We start from the raw sequence: 23,762 nt of genomic DNA, 5'->3' as shown, positions 1-23,762 counted from the left end.
ACATAAAACACTATCAATAATTTTGAGTCATTACCCAGTTAGCAATAACCCCCGCTTGCGGGGGCCATACCCACCAGGAGCAAACGCAGAAAGCCCGAGATACTTCTGCTGTACCGGGGGCTGGCGACATTTCAGGCAACACTCATAGTTGACATCCTCCCCGCCCTAAAGGGCGGGGAGGATGTCAATAATAGCAGACCACATCATGATGTCATTCTGACCGACAGATGCCAGAAGCAGAGGATCCATCCCATTTTATACCTACCTTATAACACTTAGAAAAACAACATGTTAAAAATGTTTATTGGAAACAATTTTATTTCCAATTGTAATGATAACCATTCTCATATTAATATGGCTACGTGATAATTAACTTTTGATGCACTCCGCATGTCTGACCGTGCCACTTCCACAGCTTCCTTAACGTTCGAGTCGCTTTATGGCACCCATCACGGCTGGTTGAAAAGTTGGCTGACGCGCAAACTCCAGTCTGCCTTTGATGCAGATGACATTGCCCAGGACACTTTTTTGCGGGTAATGAGCAGCGAAACGCTCTCGACGATCCGCGATCCTCGCTCTTTCCTGTGCACTATCGCCAAACGCGTGATGGTGGACCTGTTTCGCCGAAACGCGCTGGAAAAAGCGTATCTGGAGATGCTGGCGCTTATGCCGGAGGGGGTAGCGCCTTCACCTGAGGAACGCGAAAGCCAGCTCGAGACCCTACAACTCGTCGACAGCATGCTGGACGGGCTAAACGGAAAAACACGTGAAGCGTTTCTGCTTTCGCAACTGGATGGCCTGACATACAGCGAGATTGCGCACAAACTCGGTGTTTCCGTCAGCTCCGTGAAAAAATACGTGGCGAAAGCCGTCGAGCACTGCCTGCTGTTTCGTCTGGAGCATGGGTTATGAATCCTTCGTTAACCGATTCCCGCCGTCAGGCGCTGCGTTCAGCTTCCCACTGGTATGCCGTGCTAAGCGGCGAGCGCGTCAGCCCACAACAGGAAGCGCGCTGGCAACAGTGGTATGAACAGGATCAGGATAACCAGTGGGCCTGGCAGCAGGTTGAAAACCTGCGCAACCAGCTTGGCGGTGTGCCTGGCGACGTTGCCAGCCGAGCGCTGCACGATACCCGCCTCACCCGCCGTCACGTGATGAAAGGATTACTGCTGTTGCTCGGCGCTGGCGGAGGCTGGCAACTCTGGCAGTCGGAAACCGGCGAAGGTCTGCGGGCAGATTACCGCACCGCCAAAGGCGCAGTCAGCCGTCAGCAACTGGAAGATGGCTCCCTGCTCACGCTGAATACCCAAAGCGCGGCGGATGTGCGTTTTGATGCGCATCAGCGCACCGTCCGGCTCTGGTACGGTGAAATCGCCATTACTACCGCGAAAGATGCGCAGCAACGCCCCTTCCGCGTCCTGACCCGTCAGGGCCAACTCACCGCTTTAGGGACAGAATTTACCGTCCGCCAGCAGGATAATTTCACGCAGCTTGACGTGCAGCAGCACGCCGTGGAAGTGCTTCTCGCCAGTGCCCCCGCGCAAAAACGCATCGTGAACGCTGGTGAAAGCCTGCAGTTCAGCGCCTCTGAGTTTGGCGCAGTGAAACCGCTGGATGACGAGAGTACAAGCTGGACGAAGGGCATCCTGAGCTTCAGCGATAAACCGCTGGGTGAGGTGATAGCCACGCTAAGCCGTTACCGCAACGGCGTGCTGCGCTGCGATCCCGCCGTTGCCGGGCTGCGCCTGAGCGGGACGTTCCCGCTGAAAAATACCGATGCGATCCTGAACGTTATCGCTCAAACGCTTCCCGTTAAAATTCAGTCTATTACGCGGTACTGGATAAACATTTCACCGCTGTAAGAAAAATAATTCTCATTTCGATTGTCCTTTTTACCCTTCTCGTTCGACTCATAGCTGAACACAACAAAAATGATGATGGAGAAGGTATGACGCCGTTACGCGTTTTTCGTAAAACAACACCTTTGGTTAACGCCATTCGCCTGAGCCTGCTGCCGCTGGCCGGTCTCTCGTTTTCCGCTTTTGCTGCACAGGTTGATATCGCACCGGGATCGCTCGACAAAGCGCTCAATCAGTATGCCGCACACAGCGGAATTACCCTCTCGGTTGACGCCAGCCTGACGCGCGGCAAGCAGAGCAACGGCCTGCACGGAGATTACGACGTCGAGAGCGGCCTGCAACAACTGCTGGACGGCAGCGGACTGCAGGTAAAACCGCTGAGAAATAACAGCTGGACGCTGGAGACCGCGCCCGCGCCAAAAGAAGATGCCCTGACCGTGGTCGGCGACTGGCTGGGCGATGCGCGTGAAAACGACGTATTTGAACATGCTGGCGCGCGTGACGTGATCCGCCGTGAGGATTTCGCCAAAACCGGCGCAACCACCATGCGTGAGGTGCTTAACCGCATCCCTGGCGTCAGCGCGCCGGAAAACAACGGCACCGGCAGCCACGACCTGGCGATGAACTTTGGCATCCGGGGCCTGAACCCACGCCTCGCCAGCCGCTCGACCGTCCTGATGGACGGCATCCCCGTCCCCTTTGCCCCTTACGGTCAGCCGCAGCTTTCACTGGCTCCCGTTTCGCTCGGCAACATGGATGCCATTGACGTGGTGCGCGGTGGTGGTGCGGTGCGTTACGGACCGCAGAGCGTGGGCGGCGTGGTGAACTTTGTTACCCGCGCCATTCCGCAGGACTTTGGTATCGAGGCGGGGGTGGAAGGTCAGCTCAGCCCAACCTCTTCACAAAACAACCCGAAAGAGACGCACAACCTGATGGTGGGCGGCACAGCGGACAACGGTTTTGGCACCGCGCTGCTCTACTCCGGCACGCGCGGCAGTGACTGGCGCGAGCACAGCGCCACCCGCATCGACGACCTGATGCTGAAAAGCAAATATGCGCCGAATGAGGTGCACACCTTCAACAGCCTGCTGCAATATTACGATGGTGAAGCCGACATGCCCGGCGGCCTGTCCCGCGCGGATTACGACGCCGATCGCTGGCAATCCACCCGCCCGTATGACCGCTTCTGGGGCCGTCGCAAGCTGGCGAGCCTGGGCTACCAGTTCCAGCCGGACAGCCAGCATAAATTCAACATTCAGGGGTTCTACACCCAAACCCTGCGCAGCGGCTACCTGGAGCAAGGCAAACGCATCACCCTCTCGCCGCGTAACTACTGGGTGCGCGGTATTGAGCCACGCTACAGCCAGAGCTTTATGATCGGCCCTTCCGCGCACGAAGTGGGCGTGGGCTATCGCTATGTGAATGAATCAACGCATGAAATGCGTTACTACACCGCCACCAGCAGCGGGCAGTTGCCGTCCGGCTCAAGCCCTTACGACCGCGACACGCGTTCCGGCACCGAGGCGCACGCCTGGTATCTGGATGACAAAATCGACATCGGCAACTGGACCATCACGCCGGGTATGCGTTTCGAACATATCGAGTCATACCAGAACAACGCCATCAAAGGCACGCACGAAGAGGTGAGCTATAACGCACCGCTTCCGGCGTTGAACGTGCTCTATCACCTGACTGATAGCTGGAATCTTTATGCAAACACTGAAGGCTCGTTCGGCACCGTACAGTACAGCCAGATTGGCAAGGCTGTGCAAAGCGGCAATGTGGAACCGGAAAAAGCGCGAACCTGGGAACTCGGTACCCGCTACGATGACGGCGCGCTGACGGCGGAAATGGGGCTGTTCCTGATTAACTTTAACAATCAGTACGACTCCAACCAGACCAACGACACCGTCACTGCACGTGGCAAAACGCGCCATACCGGGCTGGAAACGCAGGCACGTTACGACCTGGGTACGCTAACGCCAACGCTTGATAACGTTTCCGTCTACGCCAGCTATGCGTATGTGAACGCGGAAATCCGCGAGAAAGGCGACACCTATGGCAATCAGGTGCCATTCTCCCCGAAACATAAAGGCACGCTGGGCGTGGACTACAAGCCGGGCAACTGGACGTTCAATCTGAACAGCGATTTCCAGTCCAGCCAGTTTGCGGATAACGCCAATACGGTGAAAGAGAGCGCCGACGGCAGTACCGGCCGCATTCCCGGCTTCATGCTCTGGGGCGCACGCGTGGCGTATGACTTTGGCCCGCAGATGGCAGATCTGAACCTGGCGTTCGGTGTGAAAAACATCTTCGACCAGGACTACTTCATCCGCTCTTATGACGACAACAACAAAGGCATCTACGCAGGCCAGCCGCGCACGCTGTATATGCAGGGGTCGTTGAAGTTCTGATGTGTTAACGCCCGGCTTGCCGGGCTTTTAGCTGGAATGTGACTATGTTGGCATTTATCCGTTTTCTTTTTGCAGGCCTGCTGCTGGTGATCGGCCACGCCTTTGCCGCCACGGTTCAGGACGAACACGGCACGTTTACACTCGATAAAACGCCACAACGGATTGTGGTGCTGGAACTCTCGTTCGCCGATGCGCTGGCCGCCGTGGACGTCAGCCCGATCGGTATTGCCGACGATAACGATGCAAAACGCATCCTGCCCGAAGTGCGTGCGCACCTGAAACCGTGGCAGTCCGTCGGAACGCGCGCGCAGCCGAGCCTGGAAGCCATTGCTGCCCTGAAACCAGACCTGATCATTGCCGACAGCAGTCGCCATGCGGGGATTTACACTGCCTTGCAGCAAATCGCGCCGGTACTGCTGCTTAAGTCCCGCAACGAAACCTACGCTGAAAATTTGCACTCAGCGGCTATCATCGGCGAAGTGGTAGGTAAAAAACGAGAGATGCAGGCGCGTCTGGAACAACATAAAGAGAAGATGGCGCAGTGGTCCAGCCAGCTTCCCACAGGGACACGCGTGGCCTTTGGCACATCACGCGAACAGCTATTCAACCTGCATACCCAGGAGACCTGGACCGGCAGCGTGCTGGCTTCTCTGGGGCTGAACGTTCCCGCTGCGATGGCGGGCGCGTCCATGCCGTCCATCGGCCTGGAGCAACTGCTGGCGGTCAATCCTGCCTGGCTGCTGGTTGCCCACTATCGCGAAGAGAGCATTGTTAAACGCTGGCAACAAGATCCGCTCTGGCAGATATTAACCGCCGCGCAGAAGCAGCAGGTTGCTTCAGTCGACAGTAACGCCTGGGCGCGGATGCGCGGTATTTTTGCCGCAGAGCGTATTGCCGCTGACACGGTAAAAATCTTCCACCATCAGCCGCTTACCGATGTGAAATGACCGCGCTAAAACACCCGGTGCTGCTGTGGGGGCTTCCCGTTGCAGTACTTATTATTATTTTCTGGCTGAGTCTGTTTTGCTACTCGGCCATTCCTGTTTCCGGAGCAGACGCAATCCGCGCCCTGCTGCCTGGACACACGCCAACGCTACCAGAAGCGCTGGTGCAAAACCTTCGTTTGCCGCGAAGCCTGGTCGCCGTTCTGATCGGCGCAAGCCTGGCGCTCGCGGGCACGCTGCTGCAAACCCTGACCCACAACCCAATGGCCTCTCCTTCACTGCTCGGCATTAACAGCGGCGCGGCGCTGGCTATGGCGCTTACCAGCGCGCTGAGTCCGACGCCGGTTGCAGGCTATTCCCTGTCGTTCATCGCGGCATGCGGGGGCGGCGTGAGCTGGCTGCTGGTCATGACCGCAGGAGGCGGGTTTCGTCATACCCAGGACAGAAACAAACTGATCCTCGCGGGTATCGCGCTGTCGGCCTTTTGTATGGCCCTGACCCGCATCACCCTGCTGCTGGCCGAAGATCATGCTTACGGCATCTTTTACTGGCTGGCAGGCGGAGTGTCCCACGCCCACTGGCAGGATTTCTGGCAGCTCTTGCCGGTGGTGGTCACTGCAGTCCCTGTCGTGTTGCTGCTGACGAATCAACTGAACCTGCTCAACGTCAGCGACAGTACCGCCCATACGCTGGGAGTGAACCTGCCGAGACTACGTTTGATCATCAATATGTTAGTGCTGCTTCTGGTTGGCGCGTGCGTCAGTGTGGCAGGTCCGGTGGCGTTTATCGGCCTGCTGGTGCCACATCTGGCGCGCTTCTGGGCAGGCTTCGATCAGCGCAACGTACTGCCGGTGAGCATGCTGCTGGGGGCCACGCTGATGCTGATGGCAGATGTACTCGCACGCGCGCTGGCCTTCCCCGGCGATCTGCCCGCAGGCGCAGTGCTGGCGCTGATTGGCAGTCCTTGCTTTGTCTGGCTGGTGAGGAGGCGAGGATGAAAATTGCGCTGGTCATTTTCATCACCCTTGCCCTGGCAGGTTGTGCGCTGTTATCACTCCATATGGGGGTGATCCCCGTGCCGTGGCGCGCGCTGCTGACCGACTGGCAGGACGGACGCGAGCATTATTATGTATTGATGGAGTACCGACTGCCGCGCTTGCTGCTGGCACTGTTTGTCGGTGCAGCCCTCGCCGTGGCGGGCGTGCTGGTACAGGGGATTGTGCGTAACCCGCTAGCATCACCGGATATTCTCGGCATTAACCATGCCGCCAGCCTTGCCTCTGTGGGAGCACTGCTTCTTATGCCATCACTATCCGTGATGGTGCTGCCGCTGCTGGCCTTTGCGGGCGGTATGGCGGGGTTGATCTTGCTGAAGATGCTGGCAAAGACCCACCAGCCGATGAAGCTGGCGCTCACCGGCGTGGCGCTTTCCGCCTGCTGGGCGAGCCTGACGGATTACCTGATGCTCCTGCACCCGCAGGATGTAAACAGTGCCCTGCTGTGGCTGACGGGTAGCTTATGGGGGCGCGACTGGCACTTTGTGAAGATTGCCGTGCCGTTGCTCATTCTGTTTTTGCCGCTGAGCCTGCGCTTTTGTCGCGATCTCGACCTGCTGGCGCTGGGCGATGCACGAGCAGCCACGCTCGGCGTGTCGGTTCAGCGCACCCGGTTCCAGGGGCTGATGCTGGCTGTCGCGATGACAGCAACCGGCGTGGCCGTCTGTGGCCCGATAAGTTTTATTGGTCTCGTCGTGCCGCACATGGTGCGCAGGATCGCCGGCGGGCGTCACCGCTGGCTGATGCCCGTTTCGGCCCTGACGGGCGCGTTGTTGCTGGTCATTGCCGATCTGCTGGCACGAATCATTCATCCGCCGCTGGAGCTTCCGGCAGGCGTGCTGACCGCCATTATCGGCGCACCGTGGTTTGTCTGGCTGCTTGTGAGAATGCGATAAATGAGATTACGTACTGAAAATCTGACCGTCAGCTATGGCGCACAAGCCGTGCTGGATGGACTTTCTCTCGCCCTGCCTGCCGGAAAAATCACGGCCCTGCTCGGCCCTAACGGTTGCGGGAAATCGACGCTGTTGAACTGTTTTTCTCGCCTGTTAACACCAGACTCTGGCGAGATATTGCTTGATGAAAAACCCATAGCCGGTTTTTCCGCCCGCCAGCTGGCTCGCCGCCTGGCTTTACTGCCGCAACACCATTTATCCCCCGAGGGGATCACTGTACGGGAACTGGTTTCCTACGGCCGCAGCCCGTGGCTGTCGTTGTGGGGGCGACTCTCCGCGGAAGACAACGAGCGGGTCAACGTGGCAATGAGTCAGACCCGGACGCGCAATCTGGCTGACCGCAGGTTAACCCAGCTTTCCGGCGGCCAGCGCCAGCGTGCGTTTCTGGCGATGGTGCTGGCACAGGATACCCCACTCATTCTTCTTGATGAGCCTACGACCTACCTCGATATCAATCATCAGGTTGAACTGATGCGCCTGATGGTTGAACTCAAAAGGCAGGGGAAAACCGTAGTGACGGTACTCCACGATCTGAATCAGGCCAGCCGCTATTGCGATCATCTGGTGGTACTGGCAAGCGGTCGCGTGATGGCGCAAGGTGCTCCGGAAGCAGTGATGAAACCAGAGCTTCTAAAGACGGTGTTCAGCGTAGAAGCGGAAATCCATCCCGAACCGGTATCTGGCAGACCCATGTGTGTGGTGAAGTAGTCTGGCGAAGTCATAAGGATCATCACAGGACAGATAAAGGAAGTGATAACCACCTGCCAACAGGCACCAAAATCTGGCTGGTTGCCGGTATCACCGACATGCGCAACGGCTTCAATGGTCTCGCCGCAAAGGTGCAGACGATGCTGAAAGATGACCCGATATCCGGCCATGTCTTCATCTTCCGGGGCCGCAGCGGCAGTAAGGTCAAACTGCTGTGGTCCACCGGCGACGGGCTGTGCCTGCTGACCAAACGGCTGGAACGCGGCCGCTTCGCCTGGCCCTCTGCCCGCGATGGCAAAGTGTTCCTGACCCCGGCGCAGCTGGCAATGCTTCTGGAAGGCATCGACTGGCGGCAGCCTAAAAGACTGCTTACGTCCCTGACCATGTTGTAGGCCTCTTTATCCTGGTTGTCGTTGAATAAGCCTGGTAAAATGCGGGCTTATGAACAACACCTCCCCCTGACGACATCCTTCTGCTGAAACAGCGCCTGTCCGAACAGGAAGCGCTGAACCGCGCCCTGCTGTAAAAGCAGGCCGACCGGGAGCGCGAAATAGACCATCTGCAGGCGCAGCTGGATAAGCTTCGCCGGATGAACTTCGGCAGTCGTTCTGAATAAATCTCCCGCCGCATCGCGCAGATAGAAGCCGACCTGAACCGGCTTCAGACAGAAAGCGATACGCTGACGGGTCGGGTTGCCGATACGGGCCGGGCCCCGTATCGTTTTAACCCTGAATATTCATCGCAGATATTGTTTCGGGTTTTCCGGTATACCAGCCCTGAACTAGGTAACCGGGGCCAAGAGAACGGACGAATTCAAACTGTCCTGGCGTTTCCACCCCTTCAAACACCAGTGGTTTGCCAGTACCACGTAACCCTTTCACCACAGAAACAAGTAGCGCTCGCTTCACCGGGTCATCAATATTGGCAATAAAAATACGGTCTATTTTTATCTCATCGAAATCCAGTACCGTCAGCCATTCAATATGGGGGCCGCTTGGCAAACGGAAAATATCCTACGTTAAGCCTGTTTCTTTAGCTGGCATTACAAAAAGCGAGCGTCTGCATGGTACAGACAGACACCCGAATACGATAAAAATGAGACGAAAAAAACAGGTTACTTAACCCGCTTCCCCGTTTCGTCAATGATCTTTTCGCCGTCCTCTTTGGTAAACGCTCCTTTCTGACCTTCAGGTAGAATATCCAGCACTATTTCTGAAGGGCGGCAAAGACGAGTGCCAAGCGGCGTAACGACTACCGGCCGATTAATCAGGATCGGATGTTGAAGCATAAAATCAATCAACTGCTCATCACTGAATTTCTCTTCATCAAGGCCCAGGTGTTCATAAGGCTCAACATTCTTACGCAGCAATGCACGCACCGTAATTCCCATATCTGAAATAAGTTTAATCAGCTCATCACGGGTCGGTGGCGTATCGAGATAATAAATAATGGTCGGTTCGTTACCGCTGTTACGGATCATCTCCAGCGTGTTGCGTGAAGTGCCGCAGGCCGGGTTGTGATAGATGGTAATGTTGCTCATATCTTTATCTCATTACAAAGTGATGGAAAGCCGCAACGCCAGCGCGGCCAGAGTGACAAACAGCACGGGCAGAGTCATGATAATGCCCGTGCGGAAGTAATAACCCCAGGTGATCGTTATATTTTTCTGGGCAAGCACATGCAGCCAAAGCAGGGTTGCCAGACTGCCAATCGGGGTGATTTTCGGGCCTAAATCGCAGCCAATCACGTTGGCATAAATCATTGCCTCTTTGACGACGCCAGTCGCCGTACTCCCGTCAATCGACAGCGCGCCAATCAGCACCGTCGGCATATTGTTCATCACCGACGACAGGAACGCGGTCAGGAAGCCGGTGCCGAACGTTGCTGCCCATAACCCCTTTTCTGCCAGCAGGTTCAGTACACCAGACAGATACTCCGTGAGCCCGGCATTGCGCAGGCCATAGACCACCAGGTACATGCCCAGCGAAAAAATCACGATCTGCCATGGCGCACTGCGCAGGACTTTCCCTGTGTTGATGCCATGACCTCTTTTCGCCACGATAAACAGTACTGCTGCGCCAGCAGCTGCTATCGCGCTGACAGGGATCCCCAGCGGCTCCAGAACGAAGAAACCGACAAGCAGCAATAACAGGACAATCCAGCCCGCCCTGAACGTTGCCGCATCCTTTATCACACTGGCAGGCGTCTTCAGCAGCGAAACGTCATACGTTGCCGGAATATCCCTGCGGAAGAAGAGATGCAGCATGATCAGCGTGGCCGCAATCGCTGCCGCATCCACGGGGATCATAACGGAGGCGTACTGCGTAAAGCCCAGATCGAAGAAGTCCGCCGAGACGATATTCACCAGGTTAGAAACAATGAGTGGCAGGCTGGCCGTATCTGCAATAAATCCTGCAGCCATGACAAAGGCCAGTGTCGTGCCCTGGCTGAACCCCAGTGCGAGCAGCATCGCAATCACAATCGGCGTCAGGATCAGCGCGGCGCCATCATTGGCGAACAAAGCAGCAACAGCGGCACCGAGCAAGACTATCCAGGTGAACAGCAGGCGGCCACGTCCGTTACCCCAGCGGGAGACGTGCAGTGCGGCCCATTCAAAGAAGCCGGACTCATCGAGCAGCAGGCTGATGATGATGACCGCAATAAATGCCGCTGTCGCGTTCCAGACGATATTCCAGACAACGGGAATATCAGAGATATGGATGACACCGGTTCCCAGCGCCAGCACAGCCCCGATACTCGCGCTCCAGCCAATACTCAGGCCTCTGGGTTGCCAGATCACCAGTACCAGCGTCAGTAAAAATATACTCCCTGCCAAAAGCATCTCAGACCCCATCATATATGATTTTGTAAATATGTTTTCCTGCCTCAGCAGGAGGTGCAGGCTGATTTGTCCAGCCATTCACGTACATCCTCGCGCAGACACTGCCAGGTCGTCGTGATTGTCTCTGCTGCCCACGCCGGAATATGGGGTGACAGACGATAGTGGATCCATTTGCCTTCCCGACGGTCAAGAACCAGATCAGCCTCGCGAAGGATAGCCATATGTCGCGAAATTTTGGGCTGCGATTCGCAGGTGGCAACGCAGATATCGCAGACGCACAATTCTCCGGACTCACGGAGAAGCATGACGATGGCTAGCCGTGTTTCATCCGACAGGATTTTGAAAAGCTGAACAGGTTGTAGCATTTTTCACTCCGTTCCCTTTAGAATACACATATGTTAGATCATATATATTAACTTTAAAATCACCTGTTCTCTCCGGAGGAGAAAAATGGAACAATTTCCAGCCCTGAATACTGACTGTTTTGATCAACATATTGCCGAACGTCTGCACCTGCAGGAGCCCCCACGGATTCTGATCCTGTATGGCTCATTAAGGGAGCGCTCCTACAGTCGCTTTGCCGCGGAGGAAGCAGGTCGCCTGCTGACGGCGATGGGCGCGGAGGTGAAATTCTTTAACCCCTCCGGTTTACCCCTGCCGGATGATGCCCCGGATACGCACCCTAAAGTCTCCGAGCTACGCGGGCTGGTCAGATGGTGTGACGGGATGGTGTGGAGCTCGCCGGAACGGCACGGGGCTATGAGCGCGGTGATGAAGGCGCAGATCGACTGGATACCGTTGAGTGAAGGCGCGGTTCGTCCTTCGCAGGGCAAGACACTTGCAGTGATGCAGGTTTGCGGCGGTTCGCAGTCCTTCAATGCCGTGAACCAGATGCGCATTCTGGGCCGCTGGATGCGGATGTTCACAATTCCCAACCAGTCCTCGGTGGCGAAAGCCTGGCAGGAATTTGATGAGAACGGAAGGATGAAGCCGTCCTCATGGTACGACCGTATCGTAGATGTCGCAGAGGAGTTGTTTAAAATTACGTTGCTGCTCAGGGGACAAACCAGCTACCTTGCAGATCGCTACAGCGAACGAAAAGAGAGTCATCAGGAACTTTCGTACCGCGTCAATCAGGAAAAAATATAACGCCTTCTGATCGTATAAATACACACCATGAGCGTTTTCACAAAGTCTCCTTCTGCCAGGCAGCGGATAATCTTACATGTGTCTGTCGTTTTCAGAAGACGGCAGACCGGACTAAAACCATAGGCATATCATTTGCCTTCAACAAGTTCACCGAACAGCTCTTTCACCCTGTTTCTGGCGTCCGTTAGCGCTATGTGCCCTTGTCCGGTGATTTCATATACTCGCCGACTTCGTCGACCGGCCTGAACATGTCGTGAGGTGAGATACCCCTTCTTTTCCATACCGTGCAGCATCGGATACAGGGTACCCGGGCTGAGTTGATAACCGTGGTGTCGCAATTCCTCAATGATGCCCTGACCAAAGACGGGTTCTTTGGCTGCATGATGCAGGATGTGCAAACGGATCATCCCGCCGTAAAGATCTTTGTCGGTCACGCCCGGAACCTCACAGTGCTAAACTCAACAACCAACCCGCAACACCGCAACTCACTACGACCAGCCACGGCGGCAGTTTCCAGAACATCAGAGCGACCAGTGCCACAAGGGCAAGGCCGAAATCTTGCGGAGCGAGAACTGCGCTCGTCCATACTGGTTGATAGAGAGCTGCCAGCAGAAGGCCAACTACGGCTGCATTAATACCCTGCAACGCTGCTTGTGTACGGATATTGCGGCGCAGACTTTCCCAGAACGGCAATGCTCCCACAATCAGAAGGAAGGACGGTGCGAAAATTGCCAGCAGACAAACCAGACCACCCAGCCAGCCAGAAGGCACCTGGTTCATCGAAGCCCCGAGAAAGGCTGCAAAAGTGAACAACGGTCCAGGAACGGCCTGGGCAGCGCCGTAGCCAGCCAGGAATGTATCAGTGCTGACCCAGCCAGAAGGAACGACTTCAGTCTGCAGTAATGGCAGCACGACATGCCCGCCACCAAAAACCAGTGATCCGGTCCGGTAGAAAGTTTCTACCATTAACAGCGTCGGATTTGGGAATATCGCCGTCAGCAATGGTAACCCTGTCAGTAGCACAAAGAACAGCGTGAGCCAGAACAATCCGACGCGACGCCGTATTGAAACGGGCAGCGGATCATGTACCGTCGTCTGCTGAGGTTTGAACAGTAACATGCCAGTGACAGCCGCAGTGACGATTACTCCCACCTGTCCCCAGGCCGATGGCACAAGAAGCACAAAGCAGGTTGCCACTGCCATGACAGTAATACGCGGTATATCCGGGCAAAGATTTCGGGCCATGCCCCATACAGCTTGCGCGACCACCGCAACGGCTACCACTTTCAGCCCATGCAATACACCAGAGGGCATCACATCCCCGTAACTGGTCATCCCCAGCGCAAACAGGATCAGTGCAACTGCTGACGGTAGCGTGAAGCCGGCCCATGCTGCCAGCGCCCCGGTATAACCGGCCCGGGACAGCCCGAGCGCTATACCAACCTGACTGCTTGCTGGTCCCGGAAGGAACTGGCACAGAGCGACCAAATCTGCATAGCTGCGCTCGGTCAACCACTGCCGTCGCGTCACAAACTCATCGCGGAAGTAACCCAGATGGGCAATTGGGCCGCCGAAGGATGTCAGGCCAAGTCGGAAGAAAATCAGAAAGACAGCCCAGGGGCTGTGATCATTCCTGGCAGTATCGTTCATGGTCAGATCCTGATTGCTGGTTTTAGTGGCTATTATAATCGAATTTCGTTATCGAAATTCGATTATAATAGCCACTGCTCCCTGTGGATAGAATGATGTTTCATGCTTTCCAGATGTTTACTTCAAGAACAGTTTCAACTGCCTGGCCAGTTATGGGCTTTATTCACATTCAGTATTATTGCTGTCCTGCTTTTACCCGGAGTATGGTTTGCCGGGTGGTATTAAATTCTCTGGCAACCGCACTGATACTGGCCCCGGAATTAAGGCGCTCTGACACTATTTTTTTTTGCTCCTCGCTCAAGATGGGCGGACGACCGAAGCGTTTCCCGGCTGATCTTGCCCGAGAAATCCCTGAATGTGTGCGTTCAATCAGCAGATCCCTCTCAAACTCAGCCACAGCTGAAATCACCTGCATAGTCATTTTTCCGGCCGGGCTGGTTAAATCCGCACCTCCGAGAGCGAGACAATGAACACGGATATCTAAAGTAGCCAGTTGTTCAACTGTTTTTCGGATATCCATCGCATTACGGCCGAGTCGGTCAAGTTTGGTGACAATCAATACGTCACCGCTTTCCATTCGATCAAGCAACCGGATGAACCCTGGTCTTTCGCTGGCAGCAACCGAACCACTTATATGTTCCTCAATCAGCCGCTGGGGTCTGATGGCAAAACCCGCCGCTTCAATTTCATGGCGCTGATTTTCTGTATTCTGTTCCAGAGTGGAGACCCGACAGTAGGCAAAAACTCGTGACATAGGAAACTTTCCGTACGCAAAGGGTGTCCGAATTATAACGTATGTACGAAACAAATTTCGCTGACTTTCGGACATATTGTTTGCGAGGCGTACGAAACCGACCGGTTTCGGTCAGTGCGAATGATAACTTTAATGAACTATGTGCAGGGGAAGCATTTATGCCACGGAGACAAATACTCAGTAGTGAAGAAAAAGAACGCTTGTTGATTGTGCCAGATGATGACGTATTTCTGACGCGCATGTGCTTTCTGAGTGAACATGACCTCGCGCTCATTAATTAACACCGCAGGCCAGCTAACCGTCTGGGCTTTGCAGTTTTACTCTGTTATTTGCGAGGACTAGGGTTTCCTCCCGACAAAAGTATTTCACCTCACGACTGTGTTGTCTTCAGGCTGGCGGCTCATTTGAAAGTCCAGTCTGATTTGTGGGCCGAGTATGCATCAAGAGAGGTCACCCGCTGGGAACATCTGGCTGAACTCTACCGCTACCTGGAATTATCCCCTTTTAACCGGGCGCTGCAAAAAACCTGTATTCGCCACCTTTATCCCCACGCCATGCGGACAGACAGAGGTTTTTTACTTGCGGAGGAAATGCTCTCCTGGCTCCACAATAATAAGGTTATTTTCCCCTCTGTTGAAGTGATCGAACGAACCCTGGCCGAAGCAACAACACTTGCCGACAGGGCGGTTTTTTCTGCGCTTACCGCGCAGCTTGAACCAGGGCATAAAGCGGCACTGGACCGTCTGTTGGTATCTGAGGGTGAGCAACCTTCACGGCTGGCCTGGCTGCTCCAGCCTCCGGGAAAAATTAATGGTAAAAATGTCCTGCAACATATCGACCGGTTAAATGCGATTGAGTCGCTGGCACTCCCTGACGGCATTGCACTTTCCGTTCACCAGAACCGACTCCTGAAACTCGCACGCGAAGGCAGGAAAATGAGTAGCCGGGATCTGGCAAGATTCACGGATGTTCGCCGTTATGCCTCGCTGGTTTGTATCATATCGGAGGCCAGATCCACCCTGACTGACGAAGTTATTGATCTGCACGAGCGTATTCTGAGTAGTCTGTTCAGCAGGGCAAAACGTACTCAGGCCGAGCGGCTCCAGCAAACGGGAAAGCTGATTCAGAGTAAACTGAAGCAATACGTTACCGTCGGACAGGCATTACTTAACGCCAGAGAGTCCGGGGAAGATCCCTGGGCCGCAATAGAAGACGTCCTTCCCTGGCAGGAATTCATCAACAGCGTGGAAGAGACGCGGTTCCTGTCACGTAAGGACAACTTCGACCCGTTGCATCTGATCACAGAAAAATACAGTACGTTGCGTAAATACGCCCCCCGGATGCTGTCCGTGTTGCAGTTCAGGGCTGCACCCGCCGCAATGCAGCTCAGTGACGCATTGGATACCGTCAGAGATATGTATAGAAAACAACTCCGAAAAGTACCGCCTTCCGCGCCAATCGGGTTCATCCCGGAAAGCTGGAGAAAGGTTGTGATCACCCCCACCGGCATTGACCGAAAATATTACGAATTTTGCGTGCTGAATGAACTGAAGGGAGCCTTACGTTCAGGTGACACCTGGGTAAAGGGGTCACGCCGCTACAGGAATTTCGATGATTATCTGATCCCGTCAGACGATTTTGAAAAATCACTCCGGGATAACCAGTTACCCCTTGCTGTTCCGGCCGATTGCCATGAATACATCAAGAGCCGTTTGACGCTTCTTGCATCGCGTCTGGAAGAAGTTAACGCGATGGCGCTGGCCGGTGATTTACCCGATGTTGATATATCGGATAAAGGCGTGAAAATTACCCCGCTGGATAACAGTGTCCCTTCAGCAGCATCCCCTTTTGGCGATCTGGTTTATGGCATGCTCCCTCACCCTAAAAGGGGGCCGCTTGGAAAACGGAAAATATCCTACGTTAAGCCTGTTTTTTGAGCTGGCATGGCGGGCAGCTATGAGCGAAGTATAGTCATTCGCCCTATCTCTTTTGTCGCACTTTCAACAAGGGGGTCGCTTGGAAAGCGGAACGAGGTCAGTCTCCGCCCGGACTGCTCAGCTCTTTAAACAGCAAAAGAGAGGCATCTTATGAGAAGGGATTGTTCAGTATGTCAGGGCAGACTGCTTTTTCATCCGCAGGTACTGAGGGTAAATGCTCAATTCCGGTACGATTCTTACTCTATAGCCAGACAGAATTCAGCATTGTGCTGAACCCGAATCTTTTTTTACTCTGACAGGCCTGTTCATCAGAACCCTGAAAAAACAATTTTCCCGTTCACATTTTTATTTTCCATGTCCTCATGAGCCCGGCGAAGTGCTTTAGCATTCAGCCTGCCATACTCTGCCAGCAACGGAGGTTTGAGCTTACCGGAATCCAGCATGCATGAGAGTTTGTTAAGAATATCATGCTGTTTAGACATGTCCGCAGTAGCATGCATGGGGCGGGTAAACATTGCCTCCCAGTGAACAGAAACGCTCTTAAATTTGATCAAACGCAGATCCAGTGGTTCAGGGTCGTCGATGAGTCCGATACGGCCTTGTGGGGCAATAATTTCGGCCATATTTTCCCAGGCAGATGGCGTGGTGTACGTTGAGAAAATCCGGGTAATGGGAGGGAGTCCAGCAAGGCTGGCAACCTGTGGCGCAAGCGCACATGAATGATCCAGGACATAATGCGCACCAAACCCGCGAACCGCTCTGACACTCTCCTGCCGGGAGGCAGTCCCGATGATGTTCACCCGACTCAGAGTGCGGGCAAGCTGTATAGCCATACAAGGGACTCCGCCCGCACCGCCAAGCATCAACAGGGTCTGATCAGCATCTCCGTTCACTGACAACTGCAGACGATCAAATAACATTTCCCAGGCTGTCAGACCGGTCAGAGGAACCGACGCTGCAGCTTCAAAACTTAGTGCTGCCGGCTTTATCCCCGTAATGCGTTCGTCAACCAGCTGAAACTCTGCGTTGGCTCCCTGGCGATCGAGCACACCGGCATAGAAAACGTGGTCACCTGGCCTGAACAGCGTCACCTCTGGTCCGGTTGCTTCAACAACACCGGAAGCGTCGTATCCCATAACTACCGGATTGCCTGCAGAGGGACTGATGTTTCGCCGGCTTTTCAGGTCCCGTGGGTTAACCGCGACCGCCCTGACTCTGATCAAAAGATCACGCCCCTTGGGCATGGATGGGTGGGGAAGCGACAAATCTTCAATAACGGATGTACTTTCCCGGGTTGCCAGAAACCAACGGCTTTCATTCTGTCTCCTTAAAAAGGTCAGTCACCAGATAAATAAATGTAAAAGTGTGCGGAACGCGATACCCGCCAGTGCCCCCGGCAGTGCAAATCGAAAAATACGCGGAAAGCGGGCGCTGGGTAATGCTGTCAACCTGTTGATGACTATTTTAATCTGTAGTCATTCAATCCTTGTAACATCAGGATGATCCTGGTGTCAGTGAAAATACGAAATCAACACGTTGGTATCATTACCCACCTGTGAACTGACGTCGGCATTTTGAATCTCACTTCGGCGTGCCCCCTCCGAATGGCGCAAAACATTTCGTGGTATGGCATGATAGCACCCGAAGAGAGTCAATTCAGGGTGGTAAATGTGAAACCAGTAACGCTATACGATGTCGCAGAGTATGCCGGTGTCTCTTATCAGACCGTTTCCCGCGTGGTGAACCAGGCCAGCCACGTCTCTGCGAAAACGCGGGAAAAGGTGGAAGCGGCGATGGCGCAGCTGAACTACATTCCCAACCGCGTGGCACAACAACTGGCGGGGAAACAGTCGTTGCTGATTGGCGTTGCTACCTCCAGTCTGGCCCTGCACGCGCCGTCGCAAATTGTCGCGGCGATTAAATCTCGCGCCGATCAACTGGGTGCCAGCGTGGTGGTGTCGATGGTAGAACGAAGCGGCGTCGAAGCCTGTAAAGCGGCGGTGCACAATCTTCTCGCGCAACGCGTCAGTGGGCTGATCATTAACTATCCGCTGGATGACCAGGATGCCATTGCTGTGGAAGCTGCCTGCGCTAATGTTCCGGCGTTATTTCTTGATGTCTCTGACCAGACTCCCATCAACAGTATTATTTTCTCCCATGAAGACGGTACGCGACTGGGCGTGGAGCATCTGGTCGCATTGGGTCACCAGCAAATCGCGCTGTTAGCGGGCCCATTAAGTTCTGTCTCGGCGCGTCTGCGTCTGGCGGGCTGGCATAAATATCTCACTCGCAATCAAATTCATCCGATAGCGGAACGGGAAGGCGACTGGAGTGCCATGTCCGGTTTTCAACAAACCATGCAAATGCTAAATGAGGGCATCGTTCCCACTGCGATGCTGGTTGCCAACGATCAGATGGCGCTGGGCGCAATGCGCGCCATTACCGAGTCCGGGTTGCGCGTTGGTGCGGATATCTCGGTAGTGGGATACGACGATACCGAAGACAGCTCGTGTTATATCCCGCCGTTAACCACCATCAAACAGGATTTTCGCCTGCTGGGGCAAACCAGCGTGGACCGCTTGCTGAAACTCTCTCAGGGCCAGGCGGTGAAGAGCAATCAGCTGTTGCCCGTCTCACTGGTGAAAAGAAAAACCACCCTGGCGCCCAATACGCAAACCACCTCTCCCCGCACGTTGGCAGATTCCTTAATGCAGCTGGCACGACAAGTTTCCCGACTTGAAAGCGGGCAGTGAGCGCAACGCAATTAATGTGAGTCAGCTCACTCATTAGGCACCCCAGGCTTTACACTCTATGTGTCCGGCTCGTATGTTATGCGAAAATGTGAGCGGATAACAATTCACGCAGGATACAACTATGACAATGATTACGGATTCACTGGCCGTCGTATTACAACGTCGTGACTGGGAAAACCCTGGCGTTACCCAACTTAATCGCCTTGCGGCACATCCCCCTTTCGCCAGCTGGCGTAATAGCGAAGAGGCTCGCACCGATCGCCCTTCCCAAGAGTCGCGCAGCCTGAATGGTGAATGGCGCTTTGCCTGGTTTCCGGCACCAGAAGCGGTACCAGAAAGCTGGCTGGAGCGCGATCTTCCTGACGCCGATACTGTCATCGTCCCCTCAAACTGGCAGATGCACGGTTACGATGCGCCTATCTACACCAACGTGACCTATCCCATTGCGGTCAATCCGCCGTATGTTCCCACGGAGAATCCGACGGGTTGTTACTCGCTCACATTTAATGTTGATGAAAGCTGGCTACAGGAAGGCCAGACGCGAATTATTTTTGATGGTGTTAACTCGGCGTTTCATTTGTGGTGCAACGGGCGCTGGGTCGGTTACGGACAGGACAGTCGTTTGCCGTCTGAATTTGACCTGAGCGCATTTTTACACGCCGGAGAAAACCGCCTCGCGGTGATGGTGCTGCGCTGGAGTGACGGCAGTTATCTGGAAGATCAGGATATGTGGCGGATGAGCGGCATTTTCCGTGACGTCTCGTTGCTGCATAAACCGAGCACGCAAATCAGCGATTTCCATGTAGCCACTCACTTTAATGATGATTTCAGCCGCGCTGTACTGGAGGCAGACGTTCAGATGTACGGCGAGCTGCGCGATGAGCTGCGGGTGACGGTTTCTTTGTGGCAGGGTGAAACGCAGGTCGCCAGCGGCACCGCGCCTTTCGGCGGTGAAATTATCGATGAGCGTGGTGGTTATGCCGATCACGTCACCCTACGTCTGAACGTCGAAAACCCGAAACTGTGGAGCGCCGAAATCCCGAATCTCTATCGTGCGGTGGTTGAACTGCACACCGCCGACGGCACGCTGATTGAAGCAGAAGCCTGCGATGTCGGTTTCCGCGAGGTGCGGATTGAAAATGGTCTGCTGCTGCTGAACGGCAAGCCGTTGCTGATTCGCGGCGTTAACCGTCACGAGCATCATCCTCTGCATGGTCAGGTCATGGATGAGCAGACGATGGTGCAGGATATCCTGCTGATGAAGCAGAACAACTTTAACGCCGTGCGCTGTTCGCATTATCCGAACCATCCGCTGTGGTACACGCTGTGCGACCACTACGGCCTGTATGTGGTGGATGAAGCCAACATTGAAACCCACGGCATGGTGCCAATGAATCGTCTGACCGATGATCCGCGCTGGCTACCCGCGATGAGCGAACGCGTAACGCGAATGGTGCAGCGCGATCGTAATCACCCGAGTGTGATCATCTGGTCGCTGGGGAATGAATCAGGCCACGGCGCTAATCACGACGCACTCTATCGCTGGATCAAATCTGTCGATCCTTCCCGCCCGGTACAGTATGAAGGCGGCGGAGCCGACACCTTCGCAACCGATATTATTTGCCCGATGTACGCGCGCGTGGATGAAGACCAGCCCTTCCCGGCTGTGCCGAAATGGTCCATCAAAAAATGGCTTTCGTTGCCTGGAGAGACGCGCCCGCTGATCCTTTGCGAATACGCCCACGCGATGGGTAACAGTCTTGGCGGCTTCGCTAAATACTGGCAGGCGTTTCGTCAGTACCCCCGTTTACAGGGCGGCTTCGTCTGGGACTGGGTGGATCAGTCGCTGATTAAATATGATGAAAATGGCAATCCGTGGTCGGCTTACGGCGGTGATTTTGGCGATACGCCGAATGATCGCCAGTTCTGCATGAACGGTCTGGTCTTTGCAGACCGCACGCCGCATCCGGCGCTGACGGAAGCAAAACACCAGCAGCAGTTTTTCCAGTTCAGTTTATCCGGGCGAACCATCGAAGTGACCAGCGAATACCTGTTCCGTCATAGCGATAACGAGCTCCTGCACTGGATGGTGGCGCTGGATGGCAAGCCGCTGGCAAGCGGTGAAGTGCCTCTGGATGTCGCTCCACAAGGTAAACAGTTGATTGAACTGCCTGAACTACCGCAGCCGGAGAGCGCCGGACAACTCTGGCTAACGGTTCACGTAGTGCAACCGAACGCGACCACATGGTCAGCAGCCGGACACATCAGCGCCTGGCAGCAGTGGCGTCTGGCGGAAAACCTCAGCGTGACACTCCCCTCCGCGCCCCACGCCATCCCGCAACTGACCACCAGCGAAACGGATTTTTGCATCGAGCTGGATAATAAGCGTTGGCAATTTAACCGCCAGTCAGGCTTTCTTTCACAGATGTGGATTGGCGATAAAAAACAACTGCTGACGCCGCTGCGCGATCAGTTCACCCGCGCACCGCTGGATAACGACATTGGCGTAAGTGAAGCGACCCGCATTGACCCTAACGCCTGGGTCGAACGCTGGAAGGCGGCGGGCCATTACCAGGCCGAAGCAGCGTTGTTGCAGTGCACGGCAGATACGCTTGCCGACGCGGTGCTGATTACCACGGTCCACGCGTGGCAGCATCAGGGGAAAACCTTATTTATCAGCCGGAAAACCTACCGGATTGATGGAAGTGGTCAAATGGCGATTACCGTTGATGTTGAAGTGGCGAGCAATACGCCACATCCGGCGCGGATTGGCCTGACCTGCCAGCTGGCGCAGGTAGCAGAGCGGGTAAACTGGCTCGGATTAGGGCCGCAAGAAAACTATCCCGACCGCCTTACTGCGGCCTGTTTTGACCGCTGGGATCTGCCATTGTCAGACATGTATACCCCGTACGTCTTCCCGAGCGAAAACGGTCTGCGCTGCGGGACGCGCGAATTGAATTATGGCCCACACCAGTGGCGCGGCGACTTCCAGTTCAACATCAGCCGCTACAGTCAACAGCAACTGATGGAAACCAGCCATCGCCATCTGCTGCACGCGGAAGAAGGCACATGGCTGAATATCGACGGTTTCCATATGGGGATTGGTGGCGACGACTCCTGGAGCCCGTCAGTGTCGGCGGAATTCCACCTTAGCGCCGGTAGCTACCATTACCAGTTGCTCTGGTGTCAAAAATAATAATAACCGGGCAGGCCATGTCTGCCCGTATTTCGCGTAAGGAAATCCATTATGTACTATTTAAAAAACACAAACTTTTGGATGTTCGGTTTATTCTTTTTCTTTTACTTTTTTATCATGGGAGCCTACTTCCCGTTTTTCCCGATTTGGCTACATGACATCAACCATATCAGCAAAAGTGATACGGGTATTATTTTTGCCGCTATTTCTCTGTTCTCGCTATTATTCCAACCGCTGTTTGGTCTGCTTTCTGACAAACTCGGGCTGCGCAAATACCTGCTGTGGATTATTACCGGCATGTTAGTGATGTTTGCGCCGTTCTTTATTTTTATCTTCGGGCCACTGTTACAATACAACATTTTAGTAGGATCGATTGTTGGTGGTATTTATCTAGGCTTTTGTTTTAACGCCGGTGCGCCAGCAGTAGAGGCATTTATCGAGAAAGTCAGCCGTCGCAGTAATTTCGAATATGGTCGCGCGCGGATGTTTGGCTGTGTTGGCTGGGCGCTGTGTGCCTCGATTGTCGGCATCATGTTCACCATCAATAATCAGTTTGTTTTCTGGCTGGGTTCTGGCTGTGCATTCATCCTCGCCGTTTTACTCTTTTTCGCCAAAACGGATGCGCCCTCTTCTGCCACGGTTGCCAATGCGGTAGGTGCCAACCATTCGGCATTTAGCCTTAAGCTGGCGCTGGAACTGTTCAGACAGCCAAAACTGTGGTTTTTGTCACTGTATGTTATTGGCGTTTCCTGCACCTACGATGTTTTTGACCAACAGTTTGCTAATTTCTTTACTTCGTTCTTTGCTACCGGTGAACAGGGTACGCGGGTATTTGGCTACGTAACGACAATGGGCGAATTACTTAACGCCTCGATTATGTTTTTTGCGCCACTGATCATTAATCGCATCGGTGGGAAAAACGCCCTGCTGCTGGCTGGCACTATTATGTCAGTACGTATTATTGGCTCATCGTTCGCTACCTCAGCACTGGAAGTGGTTATTCTGAAAACGCTGCATATGTTTGAAGTACCGTTCCTGCTGGTGGGCTGCTTTAAATATATTACCAGCCAGTTTGAAGTGCGTTTTTCAGCGACGATTTATCTGGTCTGTTTCTGCTTCTTTAAGCAACTGGCGATGATTTTTATGTCTATTCTGGCGGGCAATATGTATGAAAGCATCGGTTTCCAGGGCGCTTACCTGGTGCTGGGTCTGGTGGCGCTGGGCTTCACCTTAATTTCCGTGTTCACGCTTAGCGGCCCCGGCCCACTTTCTCTGCTGCGTCGCCAGGTGAATGAAGTCGCTTAAGAAATTAATGTCGGATACGGCGCGAGCGCCTTATCCGACCAACTTATCAGGACGGAATGTTAAAAATGAACATGTCGATGACAGAAAAAATAAAAGCAGGCAAGCTATTTACCGATATGTGCGAAGGCTTACCTGAAAAAAGACTTCGTGGGAAAACATTAATGTATGAGTTCAATCACTCGCATCCATCAGAAGTTGAAAAAAGGGTAATGACTCCAACTTATTGATAGTGTTTTATGT

19 protein-coding genes and 4 pseudogenes are annotated in these 23,762 nt (G+C 54.3%); 15 read left to right on the top strand and 8 right to left on the bottom strand.

The window, feature by feature from the left end; genetic code table 11:
* Window positions 1-390 precede the first annotated feature (390 nt).
* The 9 genes and pseudogenes from fecI to INF61_RS00075 all read left to right on the top strand — a co-directional run.
* The gene (gene fecI, locus INF61_RS00115; RefSeq protein WP_016151347.1) at window positions 391-912 is read left to right on the top strand and encodes an RNA polymerase sigma factor FecI; all 522 of its coding nucleotides are present in this window, start codon (window positions 391-393) and stop codon (window positions 910-912) included.
* Window positions 909-1,862, top strand: a complete 954-nt coding sequence (fecR, locus tag INF61_RS00110) for a ferric citrate uptake sigma factor regulator FecR (protein ID WP_004118237.1) — start codon at window positions 909-911, stop codon at window positions 1,860-1,862. Before fecI ends, fecR begins: the two co-directional genes overlap by 4 nt.
* A gap of 86 nt (window positions 1,863-1,948) precedes the next feature.
* Complete coding sequence (fecA, locus tag INF61_RS00105; RefSeq protein WP_007898891.1) at window positions 1,949-4,273, top strand: TonB-dependent Fe(3+) dicitrate receptor FecA; 2,325 nt, start codon at window positions 1,949-1,951, stop codon at window positions 4,271-4,273.
* A 44-nt stretch (window positions 4,274-4,317) separates the two neighbouring features.
* A complete protein-coding gene (gene fecB / locus INF61_RS00100) occupies window positions 4,318-5,220 on the top strand; it encodes a Fe(3+) dicitrate ABC transporter substrate-binding protein FecB (protein WP_007898890.1) in 903 nt (300 codons plus the stop codon).
* Window positions 5,217-6,215 carry an iron-dicitrate ABC transporter permease FecC gene (gene fecC, locus INF61_RS00095; protein WP_023295439.1) on the top strand — a complete coding sequence of 333 codons (999 nt, stop codon included), beginning with the start codon at window positions 5,217-5,219 and terminating at the stop codon, window positions 6,213-6,215. Before fecB ends, fecC begins: the two co-directional genes overlap by 4 nt.
* The gene (gene fecD / locus INF61_RS00090) at window positions 6,212-7,168 is read left to right on the top strand and encodes a Fe(3+) dicitrate ABC transporter permease subunit FecD (protein WP_004118246.1); all 957 of its coding nucleotides are present in this window, start codon (window positions 6,212-6,214) and stop codon (window positions 7,166-7,168) included. The genes fecC and fecD overlap by 4 nt, the downstream gene beginning before the upstream one ends.
* Window positions 7,169-7,936 (top strand): Fe(3+) dicitrate ABC transporter ATP-binding protein FecE, encoded by a 768-nt coding sequence (fecE, locus tag INF61_RS00085; protein ID WP_023295440.1) that lies wholly within the window; start codon window positions 7,169-7,171, stop codon window positions 7,934-7,936.
* A gap of 53 nt (window positions 7,937-7,989) precedes the next feature.
* On the top strand, window positions 7,990-8,328 hold the full coding sequence (gene tnpB, locus INF61_RS00080; protein WP_028018554.1) for an IS66 family insertion sequence element accessory protein TnpB: 339 nt from the start codon (window positions 7,990-7,992) through the stop codon (window positions 8,326-8,328).
* 49 nt (window positions 8,329-8,377) lie between these two features.
* Window positions 8,378-8,636: pseudogene (locus tag INF61_RS00075) on the top strand (IS66 family transposase); the annotation flags it as partial.
* Between the two features lie 22 nt (window positions 8,637-8,658).
* Here INF61_RS00075 and INF61_RS00070 read toward each other — a convergent pair.
* The 4 genes from INF61_RS00070 to INF61_RS00055 form a co-directional block, all read right to left on the bottom strand.
* Complete coding sequence (locus INF61_RS00070) at window positions 8,659-8,937, bottom strand: EAL domain-containing protein (RefSeq protein ID WP_007898884.1); 279 nt, start codon at window positions 8,935-8,937, stop codon at window positions 8,659-8,661.
* A gap of 113 nt (window positions 8,938-9,050) precedes the next feature.
* Window positions 9,051-9,476, bottom strand: a complete 426-nt coding sequence (arsC, locus tag INF61_RS00065; RefSeq protein WP_007898882.1) for a glutaredoxin-dependent arsenate reductase — start codon at window positions 9,474-9,476, stop codon at window positions 9,051-9,053.
* Window positions 9,477-9,488: 12 nt separating this feature from the next.
* Window positions 9,489-10,778, bottom strand: a complete 1,290-nt coding sequence (locus INF61_RS00060) for an arsenic transporter (RefSeq protein ID WP_007898880.1) — start codon at window positions 10,776-10,778, stop codon at window positions 9,489-9,491.
* A gap of 44 nt (window positions 10,779-10,822) precedes the next feature.
* Window positions 10,823-11,143 (bottom strand): transcriptional regulator, encoded by a 321-nt coding sequence (locus INF61_RS00055; protein ID WP_022649397.1) that lies wholly within the window; start codon window positions 11,141-11,143, stop codon window positions 10,823-10,825.
* A gap of 85 nt (window positions 11,144-11,228) precedes the next feature.
* Here INF61_RS00055 and arsH point away from each other — a divergent pair, with 85 nt between their 5' ends.
* Complete coding sequence (arsH, locus tag INF61_RS00050; RefSeq protein WP_007898876.1) at window positions 11,229-11,927, top strand: arsenical resistance protein ArsH; 699 nt, start codon at window positions 11,229-11,231, stop codon at window positions 11,925-11,927.
* Window positions 11,928-12,055: 128 nt separating this feature from the next.
* Here arsH and INF61_RS00045 read toward each other — a convergent pair whose 3' ends face one another.
* The 3 genes from INF61_RS00045 to INF61_RS00035 all read right to left on the bottom strand — a co-directional run bounded on the left by INF61_RS00045 (window position 12,056) and on the right by INF61_RS00035 (window position 14,331).
* Window positions 12,056-12,361, bottom strand: a complete 306-nt coding sequence (locus tag INF61_RS00045; protein WP_117050872.1) for a PadR family transcriptional regulator — start codon at window positions 12,359-12,361, stop codon at window positions 12,056-12,058.
* A 10-nt stretch (window positions 12,362-12,371) separates the two neighbouring features.
* Window positions 12,372-13,577 (bottom strand): chromate efflux transporter, encoded by a 1,206-nt coding sequence (gene chrA, locus INF61_RS00040; protein ID WP_004206572.1) that lies wholly within the window; start codon window positions 13,575-13,577, stop codon window positions 12,372-12,374.
* A gap of 175 nt (window positions 13,578-13,752) precedes the next feature.
* Complete coding sequence (locus INF61_RS00035) at window positions 13,753-14,331, bottom strand: recombinase family protein (RefSeq protein ID WP_016151342.1); 579 nt, start codon at window positions 14,329-14,331, stop codon at window positions 13,753-13,755.
* Window positions 14,332-14,489: 158 nt separating this feature from the next.
* Between INF61_RS00035 and INF61_RS00030 the strand changes: the two are divergent.
* Window positions 14,490-16,217: pseudogene (locus INF61_RS00030) on the top strand (Tn3 family transposase); the annotation flags it as partial.
* A 359-nt stretch (window positions 16,218-16,576) separates the two neighbouring features.
* On the opposite strand, the pseudogene INF61_RS00025 reads toward INF61_RS00030, so the two are convergent.
* Window positions 16,577-17,586 (bottom strand): annotated as a pseudogene (locus INF61_RS00025) (zinc-binding alcohol dehydrogenase family protein).
* Between the two features lie 352 nt (window positions 17,587-17,938).
* Between INF61_RS00025 and lacI the strand changes: the two are divergent.
* From lacI to INF61_RS00005, 4 genes and pseudogenes are all read left to right on the top strand, one after another.
* Complete coding sequence (gene lacI / locus INF61_RS00020) at window positions 17,939-19,021, top strand: DNA-binding transcriptional repressor LacI (RefSeq protein WP_007851507.1); 1,083 nt, start codon at window positions 17,939-17,941, stop codon at window positions 19,019-19,021.
* Between the two features lie 121 nt (window positions 19,022-19,142).
* Window positions 19,143-22,217, top strand: coding sequence for a beta-galactosidase (lacZ, locus tag INF61_RS00015; RefSeq protein ID WP_007894989.1), 3,075 nt, complete (start codon window positions 19,143-19,145; stop codon window positions 22,215-22,217).
* Window positions 22,218-22,268: 51 nt separating this feature from the next.
* Window positions 22,269-23,522 carry a lactose permease gene (gene lacY / locus INF61_RS00010; protein ID WP_003846917.1) on the top strand — a complete coding sequence of 418 codons (1,254 nt, stop codon included), beginning with the start codon at window positions 22,269-22,271 and terminating at the stop codon, window positions 23,520-23,522.
* 65 nt (window positions 23,523-23,587) lie between these two features.
* A pseudogene (locus INF61_RS00005) lies at window positions 23,588-23,728 on the top strand (maltose acetyltransferase domain-containing protein); the annotation flags it as partial.
* Window positions 23,729-23,762: the final 34 nt, after the last annotated feature.

Source organism: Enterobacter cloacae complex sp. P18RS (assembly GCF_014982105.1).
GTDB classification, from domain to species: Bacteria; Pseudomonadota; Gammaproteobacteria; order Enterobacterales; family Enterobacteriaceae; genus Enterobacter; species Enterobacter hormaechei_C.
This window is presented reverse-complemented; position numbering and strand designations above follow the sequence as displayed.

Excerpts from the sequence above, each read along its gene's own strand:
- fecI (WP_016151347.1), top strand. The coding sequence starts at position 391 with ATGTCTGACCGTGCCACTTCCACAGCTTCCTTAACGTTCGAGTCGCTT.
- fecR (WP_004118237.1), top strand. The coding sequence starts at position 909 with ATGAATCCTTCGTTAACCGATTCCCGCCGTCAGGCGCTGCGTTCAGCT.
- fecA (WP_007898891.1), top strand. The coding sequence starts at position 1,949 with ATGACGCCGTTACGCGTTTTTCGTAAAACAACACCTTTGGTTAACGCC.
- fecB (WP_007898890.1), top strand. The coding sequence starts at position 4,318 with ATGTTGGCATTTATCCGTTTTCTTTTTGCAGGCCTGCTGCTGGTGATC.
- fecC (WP_023295439.1), top strand. The coding sequence starts at position 5,217 with ATGACCGCGCTAAAACACCCGGTGCTGCTGTGGGGGCTTCCCGTTGCA.
- fecD (WP_004118246.1), top strand. The coding sequence starts at position 6,212 with ATGAAAATTGCGCTGGTCATTTTCATCACCCTTGCCCTGGCAGGTTGT.
- fecE (WP_023295440.1), top strand. The coding sequence starts at position 7,169 with ATGAGATTACGTACTGAAAATCTGACCGTCAGCTATGGCGCACAAGCC.
- arsC (WP_007898882.1), bottom strand. The coding sequence starts at position 9,476 with ATGAGCAACATTACCATCTATCACAACCCGGCCTGCGGCACTTCACGC.
- INF61_RS00060 (WP_007898880.1), bottom strand. The coding sequence starts at position 10,778 with ATGCTTTTGGCAGGGAGTATATTTTTACTGACGCTGGTACTGGTGATC.
- INF61_RS00055 (WP_022649397.1), bottom strand. The coding sequence starts at position 11,143 with ATGCTACAACCTGTTCAGCTTTTCAAAATCCTGTCGGATGAAACACGG.
- arsH (WP_007898876.1), top strand. The coding sequence starts at position 11,229 with ATGGAACAATTTCCAGCCCTGAATACTGACTGTTTTGATCAACATATT.
- chrA (WP_004206572.1), bottom strand. The coding sequence starts at position 13,577 with ATGAACGATACTGCCAGGAATGATCACAGCCCCTGGGCTGTCTTTCTG.
- INF61_RS00035 (WP_016151342.1), bottom strand. The coding sequence starts at position 14,331 with ATGTCACGAGTTTTTGCCTACTGTCGGGTCTCCACTCTGGAACAGAAT.
- lacZ (WP_007894989.1), top strand. The coding sequence starts at position 19,143 with ATGACAATGATTACGGATTCACTGGCCGTCGTATTACAACGTCGTGAC.
- lacY (WP_003846917.1), top strand. The coding sequence starts at position 22,269 with ATGTACTATTTAAAAAACACAAACTTTTGGATGTTCGGTTTATTCTTT.